23 protein-coding genes and 1 tRNA gene are annotated in these 23,197 nt (G+C 44.2%); 10 read left to right on the forward strand and 14 right to left on the reverse strand.

Translation table 11 applies throughout. The features are described 5' to 3' along the window. Window positions 1-462: 462 nt before the first annotated feature. Entirely contained in the window at window positions 463-840 is a 378-nt protein-coding gene (locus tag MHH60_RS06100; RefSeq protein WP_036680049.1) for a PH domain-containing protein, read from the reverse strand. 178 nt (window positions 841-1,018) lie between these two features. On the opposite strand from MHH60_RS06100, the gene MHH60_RS06105 reads away from it, so the two are divergent. The 3 genes from MHH60_RS06105 (at window position 1,019) to MHH60_RS06115 (ending at window position 3,759) form a co-directional block, all read left to right on the forward strand. Further along, complete coding sequence (locus tag MHH60_RS06105) at window positions 1,019-1,186, forward strand: hypothetical protein (protein ID WP_162636617.1); 168 nt, start codon at window positions 1,019-1,021, stop codon at window positions 1,184-1,186. 119 nt (window positions 1,187-1,305) lie between these two features. Continuing rightward, a complete protein-coding gene (locus MHH60_RS06110) occupies window positions 1,306-3,267 on the forward strand; it encodes an ABC-F family ATP-binding cassette domain-containing protein (RefSeq protein ID WP_076136230.1) in 1,962 nt (653 codons plus the stop codon). A gap of 24 nt (window positions 3,268-3,291) precedes the next feature. Then, a complete protein-coding gene (locus tag MHH60_RS06115; RefSeq protein ID WP_076136228.1) occupies window positions 3,292-3,759 on the forward strand; it encodes an ASCH domain-containing protein in 468 nt (155 codons plus the stop codon). 101 nt (window positions 3,760-3,860) lie between these two features. Here MHH60_RS06115 and MHH60_RS06120 read toward each other — a convergent pair whose 3' ends face one another. The 4 genes from MHH60_RS06120 to MHH60_RS06135 all read right to left on the reverse strand — a co-directional run bounded on the left by MHH60_RS06120 (window position 3,861) and on the right by MHH60_RS06135 (window position 6,257). After that, the gene (locus MHH60_RS06120; protein ID WP_155288093.1) at window positions 3,861-4,013 is read right to left on the reverse strand and encodes a hypothetical protein; all 153 of its coding nucleotides are present in this window, start codon (window positions 4,011-4,013) and stop codon (window positions 3,861-3,863) included. Between the two features lie 202 nt (window positions 4,014-4,215). Next, window positions 4,216-4,833, reverse strand: coding sequence for an NUDIX hydrolase (locus tag MHH60_RS06125; RefSeq protein WP_076136226.1), 618 nt, complete (start codon window positions 4,831-4,833; stop codon window positions 4,216-4,218). Window positions 4,834-4,865: 32 nt separating this feature from the next. Continuing rightward, the gene (locus MHH60_RS06130; RefSeq protein WP_076136224.1) at window positions 4,866-5,819 is read right to left on the reverse strand and encodes an RNA methyltransferase; all 954 of its coding nucleotides are present in this window, start codon (window positions 5,817-5,819) and stop codon (window positions 4,866-4,868) included. A 42-nt stretch (window positions 5,820-5,861) separates the two neighbouring features. After that, on the reverse strand, window positions 5,862-6,257 hold the full coding sequence (locus MHH60_RS06135; RefSeq protein ID WP_256715154.1) for a winged helix-turn-helix transcriptional regulator: 396 nt from the start codon (window positions 6,255-6,257) through the stop codon (window positions 5,862-5,864). 115 nt (window positions 6,258-6,372) lie between these two features. On the opposite strand from MHH60_RS06135, the gene MHH60_RS06140 reads away from it, so the two are divergent. Both MHH60_RS06140 and MHH60_RS06145 read left to right on the forward strand, forming a co-directional pair. Then, window positions 6,373-7,056, forward strand: a complete 684-nt coding sequence (locus tag MHH60_RS06140) for an SDR family NAD(P)-dependent oxidoreductase (protein ID WP_076136222.1) — start codon at window positions 6,373-6,375, stop codon at window positions 7,054-7,056. A gap of 158 nt (window positions 7,057-7,214) precedes the next feature. Beyond that, on the forward strand, window positions 7,215-8,570 hold the full coding sequence (locus MHH60_RS06145; RefSeq protein ID WP_076136221.1) for a dipeptidase: 1,356 nt from the start codon (window positions 7,215-7,217) through the stop codon (window positions 8,568-8,570). Window positions 8,571-8,867: 297 nt separating this feature from the next. Here the strand turns inward: MHH60_RS06145 and MHH60_RS06150 are convergent, their stop codons facing one another. From MHH60_RS06150 to MHH60_RS06165, 4 genes are all read right to left on the reverse strand, one after another. Beyond that, window positions 8,868-9,758, reverse strand: coding sequence for a cation diffusion facilitator family transporter (locus tag MHH60_RS06150; RefSeq protein ID WP_076136219.1), 891 nt, complete (start codon window positions 9,756-9,758; stop codon window positions 8,868-8,870). A gap of 147 nt (window positions 9,759-9,905) precedes the next feature. Next, window positions 9,906-9,979: transfer RNA gene (locus MHH60_RS06155), tRNA-Gly, on the reverse strand. A gap of 64 nt (window positions 9,980-10,043) precedes the next feature. Continuing rightward, window positions 10,044-12,170: a putative bifunctional diguanylate cyclase/phosphodiesterase gene (locus tag MHH60_RS06160; RefSeq protein ID WP_076136217.1), complete on the reverse strand. Its 2,127-nt coding sequence runs from the start codon at window positions 12,168-12,170 to the stop codon at window positions 10,044-10,046. A gap of 244 nt (window positions 12,171-12,414) precedes the next feature. Then, on the reverse strand, window positions 12,415-13,374 hold the full coding sequence (locus MHH60_RS06165) for an aldolase catalytic domain-containing protein (RefSeq protein WP_170914180.1): 960 nt from the start codon (window positions 13,372-13,374) through the stop codon (window positions 12,415-12,417). A 238-nt stretch (window positions 13,375-13,612) separates the two neighbouring features. On the opposite strand from MHH60_RS06165, the gene MHH60_RS06170 reads away from it, so the two are divergent. The 4 genes from MHH60_RS06170 to MHH60_RS06185 all read left to right on the forward strand — a co-directional run bounded on the left by MHH60_RS06170 (window position 13,613) and on the right by MHH60_RS06185 (window position 16,338). After that, the gene (locus tag MHH60_RS06170; protein WP_036680093.1) at window positions 13,613-13,855 is read left to right on the forward strand and encodes a FeoA family protein; all 243 of its coding nucleotides are present in this window, start codon (window positions 13,613-13,615) and stop codon (window positions 13,853-13,855) included. Further along, on the forward strand, window positions 13,852-15,864 hold the full coding sequence (gene feoB, locus MHH60_RS06175) for a ferrous iron transport protein B (protein ID WP_036680095.1): 2,013 nt from the start codon (window positions 13,852-13,854) through the stop codon (window positions 15,862-15,864). The genes MHH60_RS06170 and feoB overlap by 4 nt, the downstream gene beginning before the upstream one ends. Window positions 15,865-15,908: 44 nt before the next feature. After that, complete coding sequence (locus tag MHH60_RS06180; protein ID WP_038569228.1) at window positions 15,909-16,088, forward strand: FeoB-associated Cys-rich membrane protein; 180 nt, start codon at window positions 15,909-15,911, stop codon at window positions 16,086-16,088. A 103-nt stretch (window positions 16,089-16,191) separates the two neighbouring features. Further along, on the forward strand, window positions 16,192-16,338 hold the full coding sequence (locus MHH60_RS06185; RefSeq protein WP_172628785.1) for a hypothetical protein: 147 nt from the start codon (window positions 16,192-16,194) through the stop codon (window positions 16,336-16,338). Between the two features lie 98 nt (window positions 16,339-16,436). On the opposite strand, the gene MHH60_RS06190 is transcribed toward MHH60_RS06185, so the two are convergent. The 5 genes from MHH60_RS06190 to leuB form a co-directional block, all read right to left on the reverse strand. Beyond that, a complete protein-coding gene (locus tag MHH60_RS06190; protein ID WP_076136336.1) occupies window positions 16,437-17,942 on the reverse strand; it encodes a leucyl aminopeptidase in 1,506 nt (501 codons plus the stop codon). A 107-nt stretch (window positions 17,943-18,049) separates the two neighbouring features. Further along, the gene (locus MHH60_RS06195) at window positions 18,050-19,153 is read right to left on the reverse strand and encodes an ATP-binding protein (RefSeq protein WP_076136215.1); all 1,104 of its coding nucleotides are present in this window, start codon (window positions 19,151-19,153) and stop codon (window positions 18,050-18,052) included. A gap of 391 nt (window positions 19,154-19,544) precedes the next feature. Further along, window positions 19,545-19,952, reverse strand: coding sequence for a hypothetical protein (locus MHH60_RS06200; RefSeq protein WP_036680100.1), 408 nt, complete (start codon window positions 19,950-19,952; stop codon window positions 19,545-19,547). Between the two features lie 225 nt (window positions 19,953-20,177). Then, complete coding sequence (locus MHH60_RS06205) at window positions 20,178-20,717, reverse strand: peroxiredoxin (RefSeq protein ID WP_076136214.1); 540 nt, start codon at window positions 20,715-20,717, stop codon at window positions 20,178-20,180. Window positions 20,718-20,886: 169 nt separating this feature from the next. After that, window positions 20,887-21,969 carry a 3-isopropylmalate dehydrogenase gene (gene leuB, locus MHH60_RS06210; protein ID WP_036680106.1) on the reverse strand — a complete coding sequence of 361 codons (1,083 nt, stop codon included), beginning with the start codon at window positions 21,967-21,969 and terminating at the stop codon, window positions 20,887-20,889. 226 nt (window positions 21,970-22,195) lie between these two features. Between leuB and MHH60_RS06215 the strand changes: the two genes are divergently transcribed. Then, entirely contained in the window at window positions 22,196-23,176 is a 981-nt protein-coding gene (locus MHH60_RS06215; protein ID WP_076136212.1) for an aldo/keto reductase, read from the forward strand. Window positions 23,177-23,197 lie beyond the last annotated feature (21 nt).

Here is a 23,197-nt window from a genome sequence, read left to right on the forward strand (position 1 = left end):
CAACATATTCAATCTTCCTATCTTCTGCACCAGGTTCCTCTGCGAGCCCCTATAACTTCAGGTTTAATTAGTGTCATTTAACATTACACGAAAATCCTTTGTCAATCGGTTACGCTGAAACGCAAAATAAACCTCTTCTTTTTGTGAGCCATGCACAAATAAGAGGTTATCTTTGTTTAACCTTGTAGATTCACGTCTACGAATATTATAAAATCATTTTAATTACAGGGAGCCGCATACTACCATGGCGTACTACCGTGACCTTTTACCGTCAAATGGCTACCTATCCCAGATATGTCTAGTCACCTTTTGCCACCAAATGCCTACCTATCTCGGATATGTCTCTAACCTATTTCTTCCACTGGCTGCCTATCTCAGATATATCTAGCTGAATCCAACCTTAGTAATCTTAGCCACTTTTACTTAGGGGGGGCTTGTGCTTTGGAACACCGAATAAACAATTTATTTTAAAATATATTGCGACAACACGGCCTGCACCTCGTAAATATTTACGGATTTATTGAAGGTCTTCTTCACCGGAAGCGTGCTGCTGGAAATGTAGATACATAGCTCCGCATCCAGATCAAAATGCCCTGCCGTCTCCACGGAATAATGCGAGATGCTTTTGTAAGGGATCGAATGATATTCTGTTTTCTTGCCCGTCAGACCTTGTTTATCCACCAGAATAAGCCGCTTGTCCGTAAAAATGAACATATCTCTAATCAGCTTATAGGCACGTTCGATTTTCTCCTGAGGAGCAAGAATTTGTGCGTATTCCCGCTGGACCTCCGTAAGATTCACTTGCGATGCATTGCCCATTAATCCGTCAAAAAGTGCCATATCTCTTCCTCTTTTCATCCGTTAAATTTAGCCACTTGCCCCCCACTACAGAACCATATTATTCTATTTTCCATATTCTATGCTGTGTAAAAATACTCTCTGACATCTTTTTACTTGCTTATTTTCTGATTTTTGATTACACTGTCATTAAATTTACTAAGAGAGGGGTGTGGAAGGAATGGATCACAATTGGACCAACAGTGTTATGAGTCGGCTACCTAAAGCGATAGCTGGCATTGCTCATGTAAATGGCGATAACGGAAGAAGTCTGTCCATTTGTATGAATTTAATAACACTACACAATTGTGAAATGCCTTTCCTGCCATCACCCGGACGGATCAGTTAACCGGAGAATGATAAGGCCGTGGGGAAATTTCCCTACGGTCTTTTTTTATGGTTTTTACAGGATTTCGGAGCCATTTAGGGTACTGGCGGTGCGAAGGGCATTCTTAAAGGAGAATATATATGATCATCCAATGCCAAAATGTTCAAAAATACCACGGGGCACAACTCGTGCTGAATAGCATCACCTTCGATATCCGCCAAGGGGAAAAAATCGGCCTGATCGGCCGCAACGGCTGTGGCAAAACGACACTATTCCACCTGCTGAACGGGGAGGAACGCCCCGATGAAGGGCAAATCTCAATACGCAAAGGCAGCGTAGTAGGTCTGTTAGCTCAAATTCAAGAAGTTAACGAAAAAGAAACCGTATATGATGTTCTGCAGCGCAGCTTTGCCGAACCTTTGCAATGGCAGCATCGCCTGCGGGAGCTTGAGCTGGAAATGTCCAGCTTTAACAGCGGAACGGATGAACCCCTCTGGAATCGGCTGCTTAAAGAATATGGCAGCTTGCAGGATAAGTTCGAGGCCGCCGGAGGGTACGAGATCGAATCCTCTATTCAGCGCGTAGTCTCGGGTCTCGGGATCGGAACCGGACAATACAGCCGACTGTTCGCCTCTCTTTCAGGAGGAGAAAAAACAAAAGTCGGACTTGCGGAGCTGCTGCTGCGCCGTCCAGACATCCTTCTACTGGATGAACCAACCAATCATCTCGATATGAATGCCATCGAATGGTTGGAGCAATTTTTACAGAGTTATGATGGAACAGTGCTGGCGATTTCCCATGACCGCTACTTTCTGGACGCTGTAGTCAAGAAAGTCATCGAGATTGAAGATGGCGAGGCTTTTACCTTCCACACCAACTACAGCGGCTATCAAGTGGAGAAGGAAACACGGCTTCTTCAACAATTTGCTGATTATCAAGAGCAGCAGAAAAAAATAAAACAAATGCAGGAAAGCATCAAACGTCTCATTGATTTTGGCAATCGCGGGACCCCTCCTAACCCTTCCTTTTACCGGAGAGCAGCATCCATGCAAAAAGCACTGGATCGTATGGTGAAGGTTAAACGTCCTATTCTGGAGCGCAAATCGATGGATTTGCAGCTACAGCAAAATGACCGTTCCGGTAATCAGGTTGTCATTTTGGAGGATCTCGGAAAAGCCTATGGTCAGCGAAGCCTTTTCGCAGAGGCAAACGAAGTACTTCGCTACGGAGAGACTACGGCACTCATCGGCGGTAACGGGGCAGGTAAAAGTACACTTTTAAGAATTATTTTAGGGCAAGAAACCCCGGACAGCGGAAGCTGTACACTCGGCTCAAGAACTGTGGTCGGCTACCTCGCACAAGAGGCTGTTCCGGAAAATAACAAACAGTCTGTACTCCGCTACTTCCGCGAAGAAGCTGGACTAGAAGAAGGTGAAGCTCGCGGGCAGCTTGCACGTTTCCTATTCTATGGTCCCGATGTATTCAAAGACATTACGAATCTGTCCGGTGGTGAATGGACCCGCCTGCGTTTCGCTGTACTAATGCATCGCAAGCCAAATCTGCTGATTCTCGATGAGCCGACCAATCATCTGGACATAGATTCTCGTGAAGCACTCGAAGAAGCACTAGAGGAATTTCCAGGCACAGTTCTGGCGGTATCTCATGACCGTTATTTCATCAATCGTCTATTTCACAAACTATGGTCCATTGAAGACGGGCGGTTTGGAGTGTTCAACGGAAACTATGAATATTACAAGGAAAAACAAGCTGAAAAAGCATTACTGGCTCCCTCTTTTGCGGATCAAGCTAAACCTTTCTCTGCAGAACGAACAAGTTCAGGCTCTGATAAGCCTCAATCTAACAATTCAGGGAAAGAATCCAACGCTAAATCCTCCAGTTCCCGTAGGAAAAACAACACCTTCGACTGGGAAACGGCCATTGCAGAGGTAGAGAAACGCCTTGGCGTGATCGATGCCAAGATGTTAGAGCCCCTGATCAGCAGCGATGCAGTTGAACTTGCTGAACTACAACAAGAACGTGATGCGATACAGGAACAGTTGGATGAGCTCTATACAGGATGGATGGAGACAACTGATCTATAAATTAATCTATAAGGAGATGAGCATATGAGCAACAAAGAGAAAATTAAGTTGTTATGGAAAGAATATACCCAGCTTCATCCACAAACAGCGGATAACTATGACGCGTGGGCCTTTGGTGACAGTCCCCAGATGGCCGATGAACTGCTCGATCTGGTGATTCGTGGGATTAAGACAGGAACTGCTTCAAATTATGATATATTTGAAACTTGTGACGAGACGTTTCCGCAAGTCGGCGGTCACAGTATCGTGCTGGATGGTTCTGGTGATCCGCAGGCAATAATTGTTACTACAGATGTACAAATTATACCTTTTGATGAGGTTAGCGCTGAGTTTGCCTATACTGAAGGAGAAGGTGACCGGACGCTTAAGTCATGGCGGCATGATCATGAGCAGTTCTTCACCCGAGAATCCTTAAAATTCTTAAACAAACCCTTTGATCCAAAGATGAAAGTTGTTTGTGAGAATTTCAAAGTGGTATTTACAAAAGGCTAAGATCTTCAAAAAACGCAAAAGGCTGTCTCTTCCACAAGGAAGGGACAGCCTTTTGTGTATACTATAAATTCAACAGAATTAGATCCTCATTAATTTATGGTTTAGTGCCAAAATCCCAAAATCCAGCCAATAACAGAGATCCATAACGGAATGCTGATTAAGATACCCCAAACCAGCCCAGTGGCAATATTGCCTTCTGCAGGACGCACCACATTTTCCTGTTTCAATGGAATGCTCAATTCTTCTTGTTCCATGCGATCCCCTCCTAAAATATCTTATCGTCACAGTAGAGGAAAAAATGTAGACCGCTCGACCCAAAAAATTAAAATTTTGAATTTTGGTAGATATAAAGGCTCAGCGGCCAAAACGTTGTAAGTGCTTACATATTAGATATTAACCAAATTTTGAATAATTAAAAACTTAAATTTACGGAAGTCATACAGTATATGCAGATTCTTAGTCCAATATTACTACTTTTTCCGGATTTCGTAAATATTCAAACATCGTCCGAATCTGTGCCTCTGTATTCCGCTCTGCTGAAAGCTCAGGCAGCATATCTTCTGCAAAAAACGAAACTTCGCTAGTCTCTACCCCTTCCATTGCCTCTCCGCCCACGATGCGGCATAAAATAAAGAACTTGTACACGTGATAAGGCTCCGGAGGATGGTTATGAAATTTCTTATCTAATACAGCCAGTAAGCGAATTGCTTCTGCCTCAAAACCCGATTCCTCTTTGATTTCTTTCACAACAACCTCACTCGGGGACAGTCCAATGTCTCCCCAGCCACCAGGAAGCGCCCAATTCCCGTCCAACTTCTCGCGAACAAGTAGAATTTTATCCTCCCGGAATACAACACCACGGACATCAACTTTTGGGGTAGCATAACCCCCTTCACCCGCAAAGGAGAGTCTAATTCTCTCCTTGCTTTCAAAGGTATAATTAGCGAGGATATCTACACTGAGCTCCCGCAAAGCTTGATACCGTTCTATATCATAAACATCCTTAGCATAAGTTAATCCAGTCTGTGCGATGGCCTGAATTTCTTTGGCCCACGTTAACCATTTCTGCTCCATTGCTGCACCCCTTTTTCGGTACCTGATTAGGATTACTGGCAAAGCATTAAATGACGCGAGAAGGCTCCTTTTTTAGCTTCACAACGGTCTATGATTGTAAATCCAGCTTCAGTGATCATCTCATCCATCGGTTCAATCGCAACGATAACCACCCGATCTGCAATCCGGCGCGCATTCACTAGAATCGCGAACTGCTCCTCAGGTGTAATACTAGAATATAGATTATATGGCATATCTACAATGGCTACATCGTAATGATCAGTGATATCCGCAATATCCCCAAGCGTTACCTCACTGGTGAATCCAAAATGGGCAATATTTGTTCTCGCACCGGTAGCAATCATAGGGTTAATATCACGTCCAACCATATCGATTCCCATTGACAAGGCTTCTACCATTACAGTTCCAATACCGCAGCAAGGATCTATAGCACGTATACCTTCAGGATTCGGAATAGCCATATTAACCGCGGCACGGGCTACACGTGTACTAAGCGCGATAGAATAGCTGCGTGGCTTCTTCATTTGGCGGAACCAAGTTGCCTTGTTTTTATGATAAGATCCGAAGTACCAGCGTCCACCCAACGTAACAATGCCGTATACCAGCTCCGGATGGTTAACATCCGCTTCTCCTTCAATCCGCAACCCAATTTCCCGCTCGATCACTCTGCGCTCATCATACTCTATTTTGTCTGCAGGGCCCAGATCGTTGGTCTTCACAAAAATAACCTTAAACGTCTTGCCGCCAAGCTCCACCTGCTCCGTTTGATCATAAATCTCAGGCAGACTATCCCCTTCATACATTACATCAATCCGCTCTTTAATGAAGGGACTGCGGCTGACATCCACCTCAACCTCACTCTTAAAAAGAGCAGTCGGCACCTGCTCGCCAAAAAGACATCGCAGCTCCATCTGACACAGCGATAACTCGTCCTCTGAACAGGTGTAAGTATAAATAAATGTGTTGGTTTCACTTTCCTTATGCAATATAATCCATCCTCTATCCCAGTGAATTGTTCTGCTGTCTTGTTACTCCTGTGTGTCGTGCTGGTGGTCATAATCTTTACGCGCTTTGGCGATCTTCCCATTGTTTTTGTTGACCCAGTCCACAAGCGAGGTTAAAGGTCCTAACAATGATTCTCCTATGCTCGTCAGACCGTATTTCACAGTCAATGGGACTGTAGGCGTCGCTTTACGCCAAACTAATCCATCCCGTTCCAAATGGCGCAGGGTCTGGGTCAGCATCCGTTGTGATATCCCTCCAGAGCGCCTTTGCAACTCTTTGAACCGCAAAGCTTCAGCACCTAAATTGACTATGATCAGTACACTCCATTTGTCTCCGACCCTGTCCAGAATCTGGCGGGTAATGGAGCAATCCTCCAGCATCGGCATGAACCGGGTGGGTTCTTCCTTTGAATGTTCCAACTGTGGTTACCTCCATGTAACTTAAGCATGTAATAGTGCCTTCTTGTCCCTCAAGCCTATTCAGCTTATCATGGTTACTGTTAGTAATCAACAACCGGAAAGGAACTAATAAATCATGAAAAAGACCATTGCCATCATGGGTGCTGGACCCGGCCTAGGACTCTCAATCGCCAAAAAATTCGGAGCCAACGGATTTCAAGTGGCATTAATCTCTCGAAATGAAGAGAAGCTGAACACCCTTGTTCAGGAACTGCAAGCACTGAATATCGAGGCTGCTGCTTTTCCTGCCGACGTATACAATAAAGAACAAGTAGCCACAGCCTTCGATAATATCAAGAAAAAATACGGCTTTATCGATGTGCTCGAATTCTGCCCGACAAGTGGAAATCACCCTCCTACTCCCGCTTCACAAGTAACAGAAGAAAATGCACAGGATGCCTTTCAGGCACTGGTTGTAGCCGCTATCCGCAGCGTAGCACAGGTATTGCCTGAGATGCTGGAGAAACGCAGCGGCGCACTGCTGTTCACAACCGGATTGTCCTCCATCTATCCCATGCAGATGATGGGTAATGTAGGCATTGCGCTTAGCGGATTAAGAAACTACGCACTTAACCTGCATGCAGATTTGGCTCCACAAGGAATCTATGTAGGTCATTTAGCACTTGGTGTATTCATTAAACCCGGCACAGCTACAGATCCAGGAATCATCGCTGATGTTTGGTATGAAATGTATATGGACAAAAGCAAAGCTGAGGATACTTTTCCCCAAGGTGTGACGCCGGCTACAATCATCTGGTGAGAGGTTTGCCCCATCGCTTTTGATCCATAGTGAGTTCTCCAGTATAATGGTTCCTATAGAATGCTAAACAAGACGGTCACGCATGGCCAACAAGCTTATGCCCAGGCGCTTACAAAGCCGGTTTTGCGCAGCAAAACTTAAGGAGGTACATACTCACTATGTCATACGAAACGTATTTTTCAACCCACCGGGATGAACATCTCGAAGAACTAAAACAATGGCTCAGAATTCCAAGTATTTCTGCCTTATCTGAACATAAGGACGATGTACTGAAGGCAGCCCATTGGCTGACAGACACCCTGAAAAAAGCCGGACTTGAGAACATTGAGTTGCATCCGACAGCGGGACATCCCGTTATATATGCCGATTATCTTCATGCTCCAGGCAAACCAACCATTCTCGTGTATGGTCACTACGATGTACAACCAGTAGATCCATTAAACCTATGGACCACACCTCCATTTGAACCAGAGATTCGTGATGGCAAGCTTTATGCACGCGGAGCAACAGATGACAAAGGACAAGTATTCGTTCACCTCAAAGCCATTGAGGCGATCCTGAAACAAGAAGGTACTCTTCCTGTGAATCTCAAGCTTTGCATCGAAGGTGAAGAAGAAATCGGCAGTGTGAATCTGCCTCCGTTCCTTGAAGCCAATAAAGAAAAGCTCGCTGCGGATGCAGTGCTAGTCTCCGATACATCCCTATTGGAACGCGGTCGTCCTGCCATCTGCACTGGGCTACGTGGTCTAGCTTCCCTTGAAGTTGACGTAACTACTGCCTTGACAGACCTGCACTCTGGTTCTTACGGCGGTGGCGTTCCGAATGCACTGCATGCCCTAGTATCTTTGCTAAGCTCACTTCATGACGACAAAGGACGTGTATCTGTAGACGGATTCTATGAGGGCGTTCCTGAGCTTTCCCCAATGCTGCGGGAAGAATTCGTGAAGCAAGGTGTGAATGAAGACAAAATCCGCGAAGGTCTTGGATTGGAATCGTTATACGGCGAAGAAGGTTATTCCTTTGTAGAACGGATTGGCGCTCGTCCTACGCTAGAGCTTAACGGCGTATACGGCGGTTTCCAAGGGGAAGGCAGTAAGACGGTTATCCCTAAAGAAGCCCATGCGAAGATTACCTGCCGCTTAGTTGGCGATCAGGATCCACAGCATATCCTCGATGCCGTTGAAGCACATCTGAAAGCTAATATTCAGACCGGAGCGAAAGTGCATGTTAAGCAAATGGAGAAGGCACGTGCCTTTAACATCGATCCGTCGAATCCTATTCTGCAAACTGCAGCAGACGCATATGGCAAAGTATATGGAACCCGTGCCCTCTTCACCAAAGACGGCGGCTCCATTCCGATCATGGAGAGCTTCTCCCGTGTGCTGGAAGCACCCGTCGTTCTGATGGGCTTTGGTCTCGATGATGAGAACCTGCATGCACCGGATGAGCATTTCAACCTGGAGAACTTCGACAAGGGATTACTCACCATCGTTGAGTTCCTAAAGACTGTATAAGATACCTACAAACAATTAAAGCCAGGATCCCTAAATTGGGAGCCTGGCTTTTTAGTATGCGGCCAAACAAAAAAACATCATTACTTAGTCCATTTATAAAACCACCATACCATTGCTATCACCAATATTATTAAAAGAAAAATCAAGCTTTTAACTGAGCTACTTATTATTAAAGGTCTTAAATAAGCGATCATTATCTGTCCCCCATATAGAATGAATATAAAAGAGATATAATCACCATATCACTTAAAACAAAATATTGAAATAGCAGAGAAAATCTGTGAGTAATCACCATTATTAGCCTTCATGTAATATAGGTTTGTTAGCCAACTGTTCATGTTCGGGTTCAATGTGAATTAACACCTGAGCACGTTCAAATATGCCTTGAATGGCTTGTTCAATTTCGTCGCATAATTGATGCGCAGTAGCAACACTCATTTTAGAAGGAATCACAAGGTGAAAGTCGACATATTCTTCTGGACCAGATCGTCGGGTACGAAAATCATGAAATTCAATATATCGCCCTTGAAATAACTTTATGACACGTAATATTTCATTTTCTTCTGCCTCAGTTAATCGTGCATCCAACAGCGGAGGAAATGACTCCTTTAGAAGTTTATAGGCTTCACCCATAATGTACAGAGCCAACACAATCCCAATGACAGGGTCGAGGATCGTCCATCCAGTGAGGGTGACCAATAATAAACTGAATGCAACCCCCAAAGAGGTGAAAACATCCGTAAGCAAATGCAGAGCATTCGATTTCATAGCCACAGAGTGAAGTTCGTCTGCCTTCTTTTTAACCTTGCGCGAAACCATATAATTAATCCCCGCTCCGACCACCATCACAATAATGCCCAAAAAGGGAAGTTCGATTGCGGTTGGATTCATTATTTTATGAACACACTCATTTATAATCCAGAATCCAGCTACAAAAATAAGCAACGTTTCAATCGTCCCTGAGATATTCTCCACTTTGCCATGACCATAAGGATGAGCTTTATCCGCAGAGCGACTCGACCATCGGACCGAGAAAAAAGCAATCAACGAAGCAACTAAATCTAAGGAGGAGTGGATCGCTTCCGAGATAATTGCTACTGAACCTGTAAGTACTCCGACCATAAGCTTTAAAGAAACGATAAATGTATTGCTAAGTACAGATAGGAACGCAATCTTTGCACCATTCAAAAGTTTCACAACCTTTTCTTAAAAGTACGCTATATTAAAGTTTTTCCATTAGGCAAATAGTATAAACAACAAAATCCCACCAACCATTAATAGGCTGATGGGATATAAAAAAATCCTTGCATCGCAAGGATTTGGAAGTTTGAATTATGGAGCGGGTGATGGGAATCGAACCCACGCTATCAGCTTGGAAGGCTGAAGTTCTACCATTGAACTACACCCGCACTAGAAAGTGAATACAAGAGATATTGTATCATCCCTACAAGTAAAAATCAACATTTTTTTAGTTTACAGGGAAGCGCCGAGGGGTGCCTTTTTTAAAAATATCGCCTCAAACTCTGCTGGCTGAATAGGTTTGCTGAACAGAAATCCTTGAGCTTCATGACAATGCTGCTCACGCAGAAACTGCAGCTGCTCCTTGTTCTCAACACCCTCAGCTGTAACCTTCAGCTTCAAATGATGCGCCATAGAAGTGATTGTAGAGACTATAGCAGCATTGTTGCTGTCCTCCATAACCTCTGATACGAACGACCTATCGATTTTCAATCTGTCGATCGGCATGTTCTTTAGATAATGCAGGGAGCTGTAGCCTGTACCAAAATCATCAATACTGATGAAGACACCAAGCTCTTTCAGACGTTTCAGCTGATCAAAGGCTGTTTCTTTGTCCAAGGTCATACTCTCAGTAATCTCAAGGTCGACATAACACGGATCTAATCCAATGTCGGTTAAGATGGTATGAATCCTCCCTGCTAGATTAGGCTGAAGGAATTGCCGCATAGATAGGTTGATGGAGACGCAAATCGGCACATAGCCGGCCAGCTGCCATTTTTTATTCTGCAGACAAGCTGTTTTGAGAACCCATTCCCCAATCGGAACAATGAGGCCACTCTCCTCAGCTAACGGGATAAATTCCGCAGGAGAGACCAGACCACGCTTCGGATGATTCCAGCGGAGCAGGGCTTCCATTCCTACGATCTCTTCCGTCTCCAGCAAAACCTTTGGCTGATACACCAGAAAGAATTCATTGCGTTCAAGCGCTCTGCGGAGGTCATTTTCCAGCTTTAGACGTTCCTTTGCTTTCATCTGCATAGCTGGGATATACCGGCGAATCTCCACTCCCTGTTCCTTGGCATTATGTACAGCCGTATCAGCATTCTGAATTAGATGTTCCGCAGTTTCACCGTCACCGGGATAAATACTTAAACCCATACTAAGCGATATATGGTACTCCCCCGACTCTAAAGCAATAGGTATCTCAAATAATCGATGCAGCTCCGTAGCTCGAACTAAACATTCTCCAAGACTTGCTCTCTCCATCATAAGAAAAGCGAACTCATCCGCCCCCATACTATAAAGCTCTTCAGTAGATTTGGCCTCATTCACAAGCCGCTCAGACACCAGCTTCAATAAATGGTCTCCGGCAAAATGGCCCAGGGAGTCATTTATATTCTTGAAATGATTAATATTCATAATAGCTAACGCTGAGAATTTATCGCTCGTATTCTTTTCCCCAGCAATAATCATTTCTTCTACACGCTGCGTCAGTCGACGTCTATTGGGAAGTCCCGTTAAATCATCATGATAGGCTAAATAATTGATCCGCTCCTCAGCCAACTGCTTTTCGTAAAAGGGTTCTTCAATCGTCAGACGATATACTCCGGTAAGCAGCAAGTAGTAAGCAACTCCGCTACACACCATTCCAAAAAGATCATCTATATTGCCACTACTGAATGGACTCATAAAAAAGGCTTGGCCCAAAGAGAAAAAGATAAGTGCTCGAATAATAATAAGAAGTGAGGCTGACTTTTCATTTTTTTCAGGAAATACAATAACTGCAACACCTGCCAAGTAAACAAAAAGAACTGCTAAATCAGCAATCTGCTTCAAAGGATTCATCCAAGGCTTAGTTAAAAACTGTGGCAACGCCGAGTGGCTGATTATAAACAAAACAATGGAAAGCACAATCAGCATGAAGGCTATTCTAAACAACTTTCTTTTTTCAGAGACAGACACGGGCTTATCTTCCCTGCTAAAAATAAACAACATTCCTAAACCGCTGATTAGTCGTGAGAGGGTTCGCAGCCATAAAGATTCTTCAAAAGTTATGAATGATGAAATCAACGGGACGCCGACAAACCCCAGTGTATGCAAAAAATCAATAATACAAATTCCACCAAAAAGGGCAGCGGCATATAATCTTCCTTTAGATAATCTGCTAGAGAAGAATAACCAGCCCTGTGCAAATATTGCAAATCCAAAAGCAACATTACAGCAGCCGACAATGAGATAGAGAGAAGAAATAATATCCCAATCGTCCAATCGGTTAAGCGATGTATGGAAAATTTGAATTAAAAGGAACAGCAAGGCGCCTACAGCAGCTGCTTGAATTGTCTTTTTCTCTTCTTGTCTCATAAGTCCCTCGCGTCTGAAAATAATATCTATTAATTAACATTCAAGTATAGTTATGTCCTATGTATAAATATCGGCGGGATAGGACTTTTAAGTTACATTTCTTTTATGAGCATTCAAATGGAAGGCGCGTTTATAAGTTATATATTCATAAATCTTGCATAAATATAAACCATTTTCTGCTAGCAGGCAACCAAAAAAGCACTTCCCCCTACGAAAGGGTTCAGTGCTTCTAAGAAACTCAAGTTTATTTGTCTCCAAAGGTTACTTCTGGTGTTGTAAGCTTATCAAAAAAATCAACGGATTTATCCTTGTCTGCAGAGGCACGAAGTGCCATTGCTGAACGTGGATGCTCATCAAGTGTACCTGTGATCATATAAGGAATGATATAGCCCCACTCCTCTTTCTCACGCAAAGGAATCATCAGGCGTTCAATAATATCAAGCACAGGGCGCAAGGAGTAACGTGTATTCTTCAAATGAGTTACTAACAGCTCTGTAGGGCAATTTCCTGCAGCTCGTCCCATTCCATAACAAGAAGCATCCAGTAACTCTACACCATTCTCAGCAGCAATCAACGTGTTGGAGAACGCCAACTGAAGATTATTGTGAGTATGTACGCCTAGACGTTTGTTTGGCAGATGTGTTTTGAACTTCTCAACCAGATAATTCATGTCATTGTGATCCAAGCTGCCGTATGAATCTACAATATATACCACATCAACAACGCTCTCACGGATCATTTCAAAGGCTTCCAACAATTCATTCTCCATAACATTAGACAAAGCCATAATGTTGATCGTTGTCTCATAGCCTAGATCATGGAAAGTTTGTACCAATTGGAGGGCTTTTTCTACATCTTTGCTGTAGCATGCCACACGAATCAAATCCAGCATACTTTCGCTGCGAGGCAAAATATCATTCTCATCCACGCGGCCGATATCAACCAAAGCAGATAGCTTGGTGTGACCTTTTTGCGGAATCACTTTACGCAGGAAATCATCGTCCAGAAAACGCCATGGTCCGGCACCCTCTGCTCCTTTGAGTAATTTTGGTGAATTTTTATAACCGATTTCCATATAATCAACACCAGCTTCATTCAAGCCGGCATATAAGTTTTGTACAAATTCCACACTAAAATCCCAGTTGTTCACTAGGCCCCCATCTCGGATGGTGCAGTCAACAATCTTACATTGATTAGTCTTCATAATTATCTCCCTTCAACTATTGCAATCATTATAACCGCGAATATAGCTTTACTATGCAATTTATATCGTATAATCATACTTTAATGAAGAATAAAATGTAAAGGAATTTCATCTTCATCTCTTTAATACTATTACCACATCGTGTCAGCGACAATGATCACAGTAAATAAGCCCTAAAAATGCTACATTACAAGAAAATCATTGAGATTGATTATCAGTCTCTTTTGGAGGGATAAAAATGGCTTCTACCTCTTGCTCATTACTGCGACTACAACCGGGATCGACCGGATATATTCATAAAATAGAAGGAATCAACCCCATCCTGCGTCGTCGTCTGGCTGATCTTGGAGTGTCCGAGGGTGTGAGCATTCGCCTGAAAGGGAAAGGACCTTTTTTAGGACCTATTACCTTAGAATGCAATGGCCAACTGTTCGCCATCCGCCGGAAGGAAGCTTCATTGATTGAGGTGAACGTGTCTTGAGTTCAATAGCACTTGTAGGTAACCCAAATACAGGTAAAACCTCTCTCTTCAATACGTTAACCTCCTCATACGAATATGTTGGTAACTGGTCAGGGGTAACGGTAGAAAAGAAGATTGGCAGCCTGAAGAACGGCGCTGGCAAGCTCATTGATTTGCCGGGCATCTATTCCTTGCACCCACTCTCACGTGATGAGGGAGTTGCTGCCCAGTATTTAATAGAAGAATCTCCTGAAGCCTTAATTAATATCGTGGATGCTTCACAGCTGGAACGAAATCTGCTGCTCACGCTTCAATTACTTGAGTATGGCAAACCTACCTTACTCGGACTGAATATGATTGACGTCGCCAATGCACGTGGAATTCGCATCAATCATGAAGTCTTACAATCACGACTGGGTATAACTGTCCTCCCGCTTGTTGCAAGAACGGGAAAAGGCTGCGCACAAGTCCTCAGTATTTTAGAGAAATCCTCTGCGATTCCCGCTGTAAAGTTCAAGTTGAACTACGGTGAGATTGTAGAGCATGCGATATCTTCTATAGAGAAGGAATTACTTCCTATCAAGGACTTACCCAATCACCGCTGGATTGCTCTACAGCTTATGGAGCAGAATCCGGTTATTCTTCATTTTCTAAAGACACGTATGGACACCACCCGCCTGCTAAACATCTGTGAATCCTGTCAGAGTGAGCTACAGATCAAAAAGCTGGCCCTGACGCTCCCCCAATGGATTCGCTCACAGCGGATGGATTATATCCACTCCATTTGTGAGGTAGTACTTGATACTACAACACAGAAGCCTCATAACTTAACAGAAAGATTAGATTCCATATTGACGCATCGTTTTCTAGGACTGCCCTTATTTATCTTCTTTATGTACGCTCTCTTTAAGACCACATTTGACTGGGTCGGCGGACCTCTATCAGATCTCCTCGATGGCCTGATCTCCGGACCGATTAGTGATGGAGCCAATTCCCTGCTTCAGACGCTTGGAGCATCCAGCTTCACGCATGCCCTGATCGTCGATGGATTAATTAGCGGTGTAGGGGGCGTCCTCGTCTTTGTCCCGCAAATCTTCATTCTCTTCCTGATCATTTCCTTCTTGGAGGATTCAGGATACATGGCTCGGGTTTGCTTATTAATGGACAGCACGATGGAACGTATGGGACTAAACGGAAAAGCATTTATTCCATTCATCATTGGCTTCGGCTGCAATGTACCTGCCATAATGGCGGCGCGCAGCATCGAACAGCCCAAAGACCGAATGCTGACCACCTTGCTAATGCCGCTGATGTCCTGTTCTGCGAGACTGCCTGTTTACGCTTTATTCGCAGCAGTATTTTTCCCGGCGCAAGAGGCCGTAGCAGTTCTGTCCATGTATGTGATGGGTATTGTATTTGCGCTGATTCTTTGTAAGGTATTCTCTAAATATTTATTCAAAAATGAATCCTCAGTTTTCATGATCGAGCTTCCACCTTATCGTATGCCGCAGATCAAGACCTTATCGCGCAGTACTTGGGAAAAGGGCAAGGGTTTCCTGCGAAAAGCTGGAACTATTATTCTTGCAGGCTCAGCAATTATTTGGTTTATGTCTTATGCCGGTCCTGGCGGGTTTGATGTAGACATGGATCACAGCTTCCTGGCTAAGTTTGGAGGTATGATTGCCCCGCTACTGGCACCGCTTGGTTTCGGAACATGGCAGGCTGGCTCTACATTGGTTCCGGGATTTTTGGCAAAAGAGGTAGTAGTCTCTACCATGAATATCATCTATCACGCACCAGATGCTGCTGGTTTAGAAAATCAAATTTCTCAAGTCTTCACACCATTGAGTTCGATCAGCTTTATGGCCTTTATCCTGCTATATATTCCTTGTTTGGCTACTGTAGGGGTAATCAAAAAAGAAACAGCGTCTTGGAAATGGACCTTCTTCTCCATGGGCTATTCTCTCGTTCTGGCGTATATCGTATCTTTAATTATTTTTCAAGGCGGACGGTTATTAGGATGGTCGTAGACTTGTAAATTATAAGATTCTCATGATGAAAGTGGGGTACCATTATGATAAATGTTGTGATTGTCGCCTTAATTTTCGGTTATTCTGGCTGGACCATCTATCGACATGTGCAAAAGGGAAAGCAAGGCGCTTGTGCAGGCTGTGATAAAGGAAAAAGCTGCTCGGCAGCATCGATGGATTCCCCGCTTTCTTGTTGTTCTACACCGGTTAACAACAAGAAGTAGGCTTGTAAAATGGGCAATAAATAGAGATTTATCGTTTAGCCTCCTTAACTAACGGGTATGTTTGTTATAAGCAACTACAGACAATACCAAGGAGGTAATTCCTATGAATACCAAAAAGACATTATTTACAACGGTCGCATTGGGAGCAGTATATTTACTGAAGAATAAGGGAACTCGCGATAAAATTATGAACGGCATTCAATCCTACACTTCCCAATCGAAGGCCAAAAAATCCAGTGGTACTGTTTAAGCTTCTGCTCTTGGATTTCAATAAAGGGGTGTTCCCTAAACCAGACTCTGGTTTAGGGAACACCCCTTGTTGTTTAGAACGGACAGCTCTCCGGATGTTTAGATCTCGCTTTCACTCAGCAGCCACTGAATGATAGAACGAACCATGACACCTGTTGCTCCCTTAGGATTAACTCCACGTTCTTTAGATACATATGCAGTGCCAGCAATGTCTAGATGAATCCATGGCAAGCCCTCAGCAAACTCACCTACAAATAATCCGCCTGTAGTAGCTCCACCATATCTTCCAGCAGTGTTACGGATATCGGCAACCTCGCTCTTTAGCATCTCACGAAATTCCGGGTATGCCGGAAGCTGCCAGACCTTTTCCCCTGAATAGCTTGAAGCGGCCAGAAATCGCTCCAGAAAGGCTTCATCATTAGTCACAGCACCTGTTGCTATATCTCCCAAAGTGGACAACACAGCGCCTGTCAGCGTAGCTACATCTATAATACGTTTCGCTCCCCATTCCCGAGCATAAGTCAGCGCATCTCCCAGGACAATTCTGCCTTCAGCGTCGGTATTCAACACCTCTATCGTTCGTCCGCTCATGGAGGTAATAACATCTCCAGGCTTAAAAGCATTGGCAGATGGCATATTCTCTGCAGATGGAATAACCATAACGACATTAATTCGTGGACGTAAGCGGCCAAGCGCCTCCATTACTCCGAGTACTGCCGCTGCCCCTCCCATATCACTAATCAGCTCTTCCATACCTGGTGCCCTTTTTAAGGAGATCCCGCCGGTGTCAAAGGTAACTCCCTTCCCTACAAGCCCCACTACGTTATCCCAATTCCCTGTCCCCTGATAACGGATGACGATCATTCGTGGAGGGTTTACACTTCCTTTTCCAACTGCGAGCAATCCGCCCATTCCTTTTTGCTCAATTTCCCGTTCATCCAGCACCTCAGAAGGAAAGCCATATCGCTCTGCAACCTCTATAGCGGCCACAGCAAGGTCTGAGGGGGTCAATAGATTACCAGGCATGTTGGTCAAGCTCCGCGCCAAATTCGTGGCCTCACCAAAAGCTAGCCCCTTCTGAATGCCTTGAGTCCAATCCCGTCCGGTAGTACCCTCTAATTTCTCTTTTATAGTGAAAACAACTGCTGTTGGGCCTGTATAAAAAGACTGCACCTGCTTATAGGTAGTCCGACGATAGGAACCAAGCAATAGTCCCTCCGTCAGCGCATAAGCAATAGAAGTCACATCCTTCTCTACGGTAAGCTCCTGTATTTTGTCCGGCACTTCAAATACCAGCTTGAGCGCCTTCAAACGAAGCGCTGCACGGGCTGTCTGAGCCCCCATTTGCCTTAGATCCTCAGTCGTGAGAAGTTGGTCCCCCCTGCCAACTAAAATAACAACAGGACAACCAGATGAATTCTCAGCAGGTAGTACATAAGTCTGATTAAGCTTGCCTTTAAATAGACCTGCCTTTCCCAATAGGCGAATTCTGTCATCCCAGCCCTCGGAAAAGCCTCCATTTTCGACCTCAGACTCAGAAGTAATAAGGATAAGGGCATCACCCTGCACATTGTTGGCAACACCACTGTTGTATTCTATATTCATTGCGATTACCTCCATTTGTTTCCCAAAACCAACACCCATTGTAACATAAGCAAAGGCTGATCTCCGCATCTGTATTATCCGCAGGGATCAGCCTCTTATTACTTATTCTAATGGATTAGTGGCAAAGAGATCACAAAATGAGTACCCTCGTTAACTCTGCTGCTAACAGAAATGCATCCGCCATGATTTTTGATGATGCGGTCACTTACGGAAAGACCCAATCCTGTACCATTCTCTTTGGTAGTAAAGAAAGGATTAAATAACCTGTCCAGTGTACGAATATCCATTCCTTTACCGTTGTCAGATATGAACATACGGACCTCAGAGCCTTCTCTGCGGGCACCAACCTCGATTTTCCCCATCGAATCATCTTCTCGATCCGCTACAGCCTCCATTGCATTTCTAATCATATTAAGCACGACTTGCTTCATCTGTTTGACATCTCCAGAAATCACCATGTCCTCTTGAAGAGGCTGAAGATTGATCTGGCAGCCTTTCATTAAAGCTTCGCTCTCTGTAAGGAGAACAACCTCCTTGAGCAATGCCGACACGGGTATCATCCCCACCTGCGGAACTGACGGCTTAGAGGAGGACAGAAATTCATGGATTATATCGTTCGCACGATCGATCTCGGCCAATATAATCTTGGCATATTCCTCTTTCCCCAGTTGGTGCAAGTATGGATGAAGCAGTTGAATAAATCCCCGGATCGCGGTCAAAGGATTCCGGATTTCATGGGCAATAGATGCGGATAATTTGCCTAGCATAGCCAAGCTATCGTTCTGGTAAGCCGTTTGTTCGATTAACTTATAATCCGAGATTTCCTTGACAGTGAACAAATAACATCCTTTCATTTGCTCTCCGCAGCATAAAGTAACCTTCCAGTAACGGCCATACTCGTCTAGAAACTCATAATTTGATTTTCCTTTGTATACCATCTCTCTGTAGCTCTGCATTACTTGTTTTTTCTTGGAACGGCTCAGTCGAACATTAGACAGTAGATGGGAAAATGTGCAGCCCACAAGAGAGTGACGGGTAAGCTCAAGCATCCCGTACATTTGCTTATTTACAAAACTTATAACTCCCTCTTCATCAAAAAGCATGATTCCGCTGTCAATATTCTCTAGAACATCCTCGTATGTAGTATCCACAGGTCCAGTTTGATAGGTTCTTCCCGGTAATAGAAGACTTTCTTGATATTGGCTAATCACGATACGAAGTTCCCCCTTTTACTGCATTTGACGAAGACGCTTAAGCGACATCAAATTACTATGTATTTGAGTGTATGACGAAGCCGCCAGAACATTCGGTAATCGTTGCACTTTTTCCAACCGGTTCAATTATATTCCAATCATATCCAAGAGAACTAGACAACGCAATCGGAGAAACTGTCGAATGGTAAAAAAATTCATAAAATGATTCCAAAGACATATGAAACATCACATCAAATTATATTTATCGCTATTTATTCGCCTAAATGATTTAAAAAAATCTAAAAAGGATCACGAAAAACTAAAAAGGATTATAAAAAGCTAAAAAGCCCCCGCGATTGCGGAGGCTTACATGGAAAAATGGGGCATGCCCAAAAAATTAGTAATAAACTTATGCCTTTTGTTGCAGGCGTAGACGGCGCTGACTCATCACAGCTAACCTTTTTTTCAATTCCCGTTCCCACTTGGTATCCTCAATCTGTTTGGCTACAGCTAGCAGGTCAAGCGCCATATCGATTTGATTGCGTACAACGGCTAGAGGATCTTCACTCTCGACGTTAATGACGTTCTCGAATATTGCAGTTTCGTCTTCCATGACATAGTCCTGAAAGTCCACGTCGGTAACACCATCTCCATGTGCATATTCCGCTAAGATCTCATATTCATTCTCGACCTTGTAGTGAACCTCCACACGATGACATACCGGACAAAAAAGCAGGGGAACATTATGGACTTGCGTGCGATAATGTTTTAGGGTCCCCTTTGTTCCTACCATACTCGCTCCACAGCAAAAGCTCATATTTGTTCGCCCTCCTTAGAAATAACCCTTTGATTGTTTATTATTGTATTACATTACCCCAATGGAGATTCCTCCACTCGAGGACATAATATAACTTTTCGCGCCTATTTTCAAATCTATTTAGATATACAAGATCTTTTGGTGCAAAAAACCCCCTTACAGAAAATTTTCTGCAAGGAGGTAGAAATCAGAATATCAAAGATCACTATGATAACGTTCTAAAGTTTACAGATTCTTATCGCCCGGCTTCCAGTTCATTGGGCATAAGCCACCAGATTGCAAGGCTTGCAGAACACGAAGAGTTTCTTCCACGCTGCGGCCTACATCATTGTGGTTAACAACTTGATATTTCAATTCGCCTTCAGGATCGATTATGAACAAGCCACGCAATGCGATACCTTCTTCTTCAATCAGAATGCCATAGTCTTTAGAAACTTGTTTCGTAATATCAGCTGCAAGCGGGAAATTCAAACGACCCAGGCCGTTGGAATCCTTAGGGGTATTAATCCAAGCTTTGTGGCTGTGGATCGAATCGATGCTTGCGCCGAGAATCGCTGTATCAAGTGCTTCAAACTGTGCTGCTGCGTCACTGAGAGCTGTGATTTCGGTTGGACATACAAATGTGAAATCAAGCGGATAGAAGAAGAATACGAGCCATCTGCCACGATAATCAGACAAGCTTACTTTACCAAAATCCTTACCATCACCTGATACGGTTTCCATAGTAAAATCGGGAGCCGGTCTACCTACTAAACGTTCCGCCATTGCTAGAATCCTCCCTCTGATTATGTAAGAAAAAATACCATTTGTATCTCTCAATATACTGAAAAATGCTGAAATAGAATATCTTGTCTACTTAACAAATGGTATCATCGCACAAAATCAAAGTCAAGATTAGATCAATTATTTATTTATAATTATTACAAATAGAAGATTAGGCTTTGCGGATTGCTGCAACAATCAGGTCGCCCATTTCAGTTGTACTGATCGCTTTGCTCTTATCCACGGCGATATCACTTGTACGGTGTCCTGCATCCAATACTGCAGCAACTGCCGCTTCGATTGCAGCAGCAGCATCCTCATAACCAAAGGTTAGGCGGAACATCAGGGCCAGCGACAAGATTGTTGCGATCGGGTTCGCAAGCCCTTGTCCGGCAATATCAGGAGCAGAGCCGTGAACGGGCTCGTAGAGACCATAGTTGCCGTCACCCATCGAAGCTGAAGCAAGCATACCGATAGAACCTGTCAGCATAGCAGCCTCGTCGCTCAGGATATCACCAAACATGTTCTCGGTAACGATAACGTCAAAGCTAGATGGACGGCGCAGCAGCTGCATTGCGCAGTTATCAACCAGTACATGCTCTACCTCTACCTCCGGATATTCTGGAGCAATCTTATTCACAACCTCACGCCACAAACGTGAAGTTTCAAGTACATTCGCTTTATCAACACTCGCCAGTTTATTACGGCGCTTGCCGGCAATTTCAAAAGCTTGGCGGACAATTCGTTCTACTTCCATTACGTTATATACACAGGTGTCCACAGCTTCTTCACCATGTTCTCCTTGACGGCGCAATTTATCTCCGAAATAAATCCCGCCAGTCAGTTCGCGAACTACCATAAGATCTGTGCCTTCCAGGACTTCAGGCTTCAAAGTCGAAGCATCCTTAAGACAGTCAAATACGACAGCTGGACGCAGGTTGGAGAACAACCCCAGTGCTTTGCGAATTCCAAGCAGTCCGGTTTCAGGACGAAGCTCCTTTGGATTATTATCCCATTTCGGTCCACCAACTGCACCCAATAACACAGCATCTGCGCTACGACAGATTTCAAGGGTATCTTCCGGCAGCGGAGTGCCCTTCTCGTCTATAGCAATACCGCCAAATAATGCATGCTCTGTTTCAAAAGCATAACCGAATACTTCTTCTGTTACTTTCAATACTTTTTCCGCTTCTGCTACAACTTCTGGTCCAATACCGTCCCCTGCGATTACGGCGATTTTTTTAACTTCACTCATCTCAGTCACTCCTCAAGTTTTCTGCTCTAACAGACATAGTTCTTCTTTATATTGTTGTATCATACCCAGTCGTAAAGGACAAAGATATAGATTCTATTGAGCTGATAGGTATAGCCTATAAATAGAGAGGATCAGACCACTACAGTCAATGCTGAGCATATTTGCTCTTAGTTCTGAAGATGTTTACAATTAATATGAAGTCATCTATCAAAGGAGTGAATGCGAAGTGCAATATGCAAAGCTTGGCAAATCCGGCATGAAGGTCAGTCGCCTATGTCTAGGAACGATGAATTTTGGCCCGCAGACGGATGAAAAAGAAGCCTTCCGCATCATGGACGCTGCACTGGATGCAGGTGTTAATTTTTTTGATACCGCTAACATTTACGGCTGGGGCGAAAATTCTGGCCTGACTGAAACCATTATCGGACGCTGGTTTAAACAAGGCGGCGGGCGGCGGGAAAAGGTTGTACTAGCCACCAAAGTTTATGGAGCCATGAATGATAAGCTTGATGGTCCTAATGATGAAGAAGGATTATCCTCATATATCATTCGCCGCCATCTTGAAGGGTCCCTGCAGCGTCTTCAGACCGATCATATTGAATTGTACCAGATGCATCATATAGACCGCAGTACGTCCTGGGAAGAGCTCTGGGGGGCTTTCGAGCTGGCTGTGAGTCAAGGCAAGATTGGTTATGTCGGTTCCAGTAACTTTGCAGGCTGGGATATCGCCATAGCTCAACAAGAAGCAAAGGCTCGTGGTTTTCTTGGACTAGTCTCAGAGCAGCATAAATACAGCCTGGCCTGTCGGCTTCCTGAACTTGAAGTTTTGCCAGCCGCTCGCCATCTGGGGCTAGGTATTATTCCTTGGAGCCCACTCGATGGAGGTCTGCTCGGAAGAAATGCACTCAAAAAAATAGAGGGCAGCCGGAGTGGCGGAAATGCAGATCGTGTAGAGCAGCACAAGAGCCAGCTTGAAGCCTTTTCCAGCTTATGTATAGAGCTAGGAGAACCACAGGATAATGTCGCTCTTGCTTGGCTACTGGCTAATCCTGCTGTAACTGCTCCTATTATTGGCCCCCGCACACTGGAGCAATTCGAGAGTGCGTTGCGCAGTCTTGAGATTACGCTAGATGAAGCTGTGCTTAAACGGCTAGATGAAATATTCCCTGGACCCGGCGGTGAAGCCCCTAAAGCGTATGCTTGGTAGGTAAGTTCTATCACAAAGGAG

The organism is Paenibacillus sp. FSL H7-0716 (genome assembly GCF_038002705.1).
Taxonomy (GTDB): Bacteria; Bacillota; Bacilli; order Paenibacillales; family Paenibacillaceae; genus Paenibacillus_AQ; species Paenibacillus_AQ odorifer.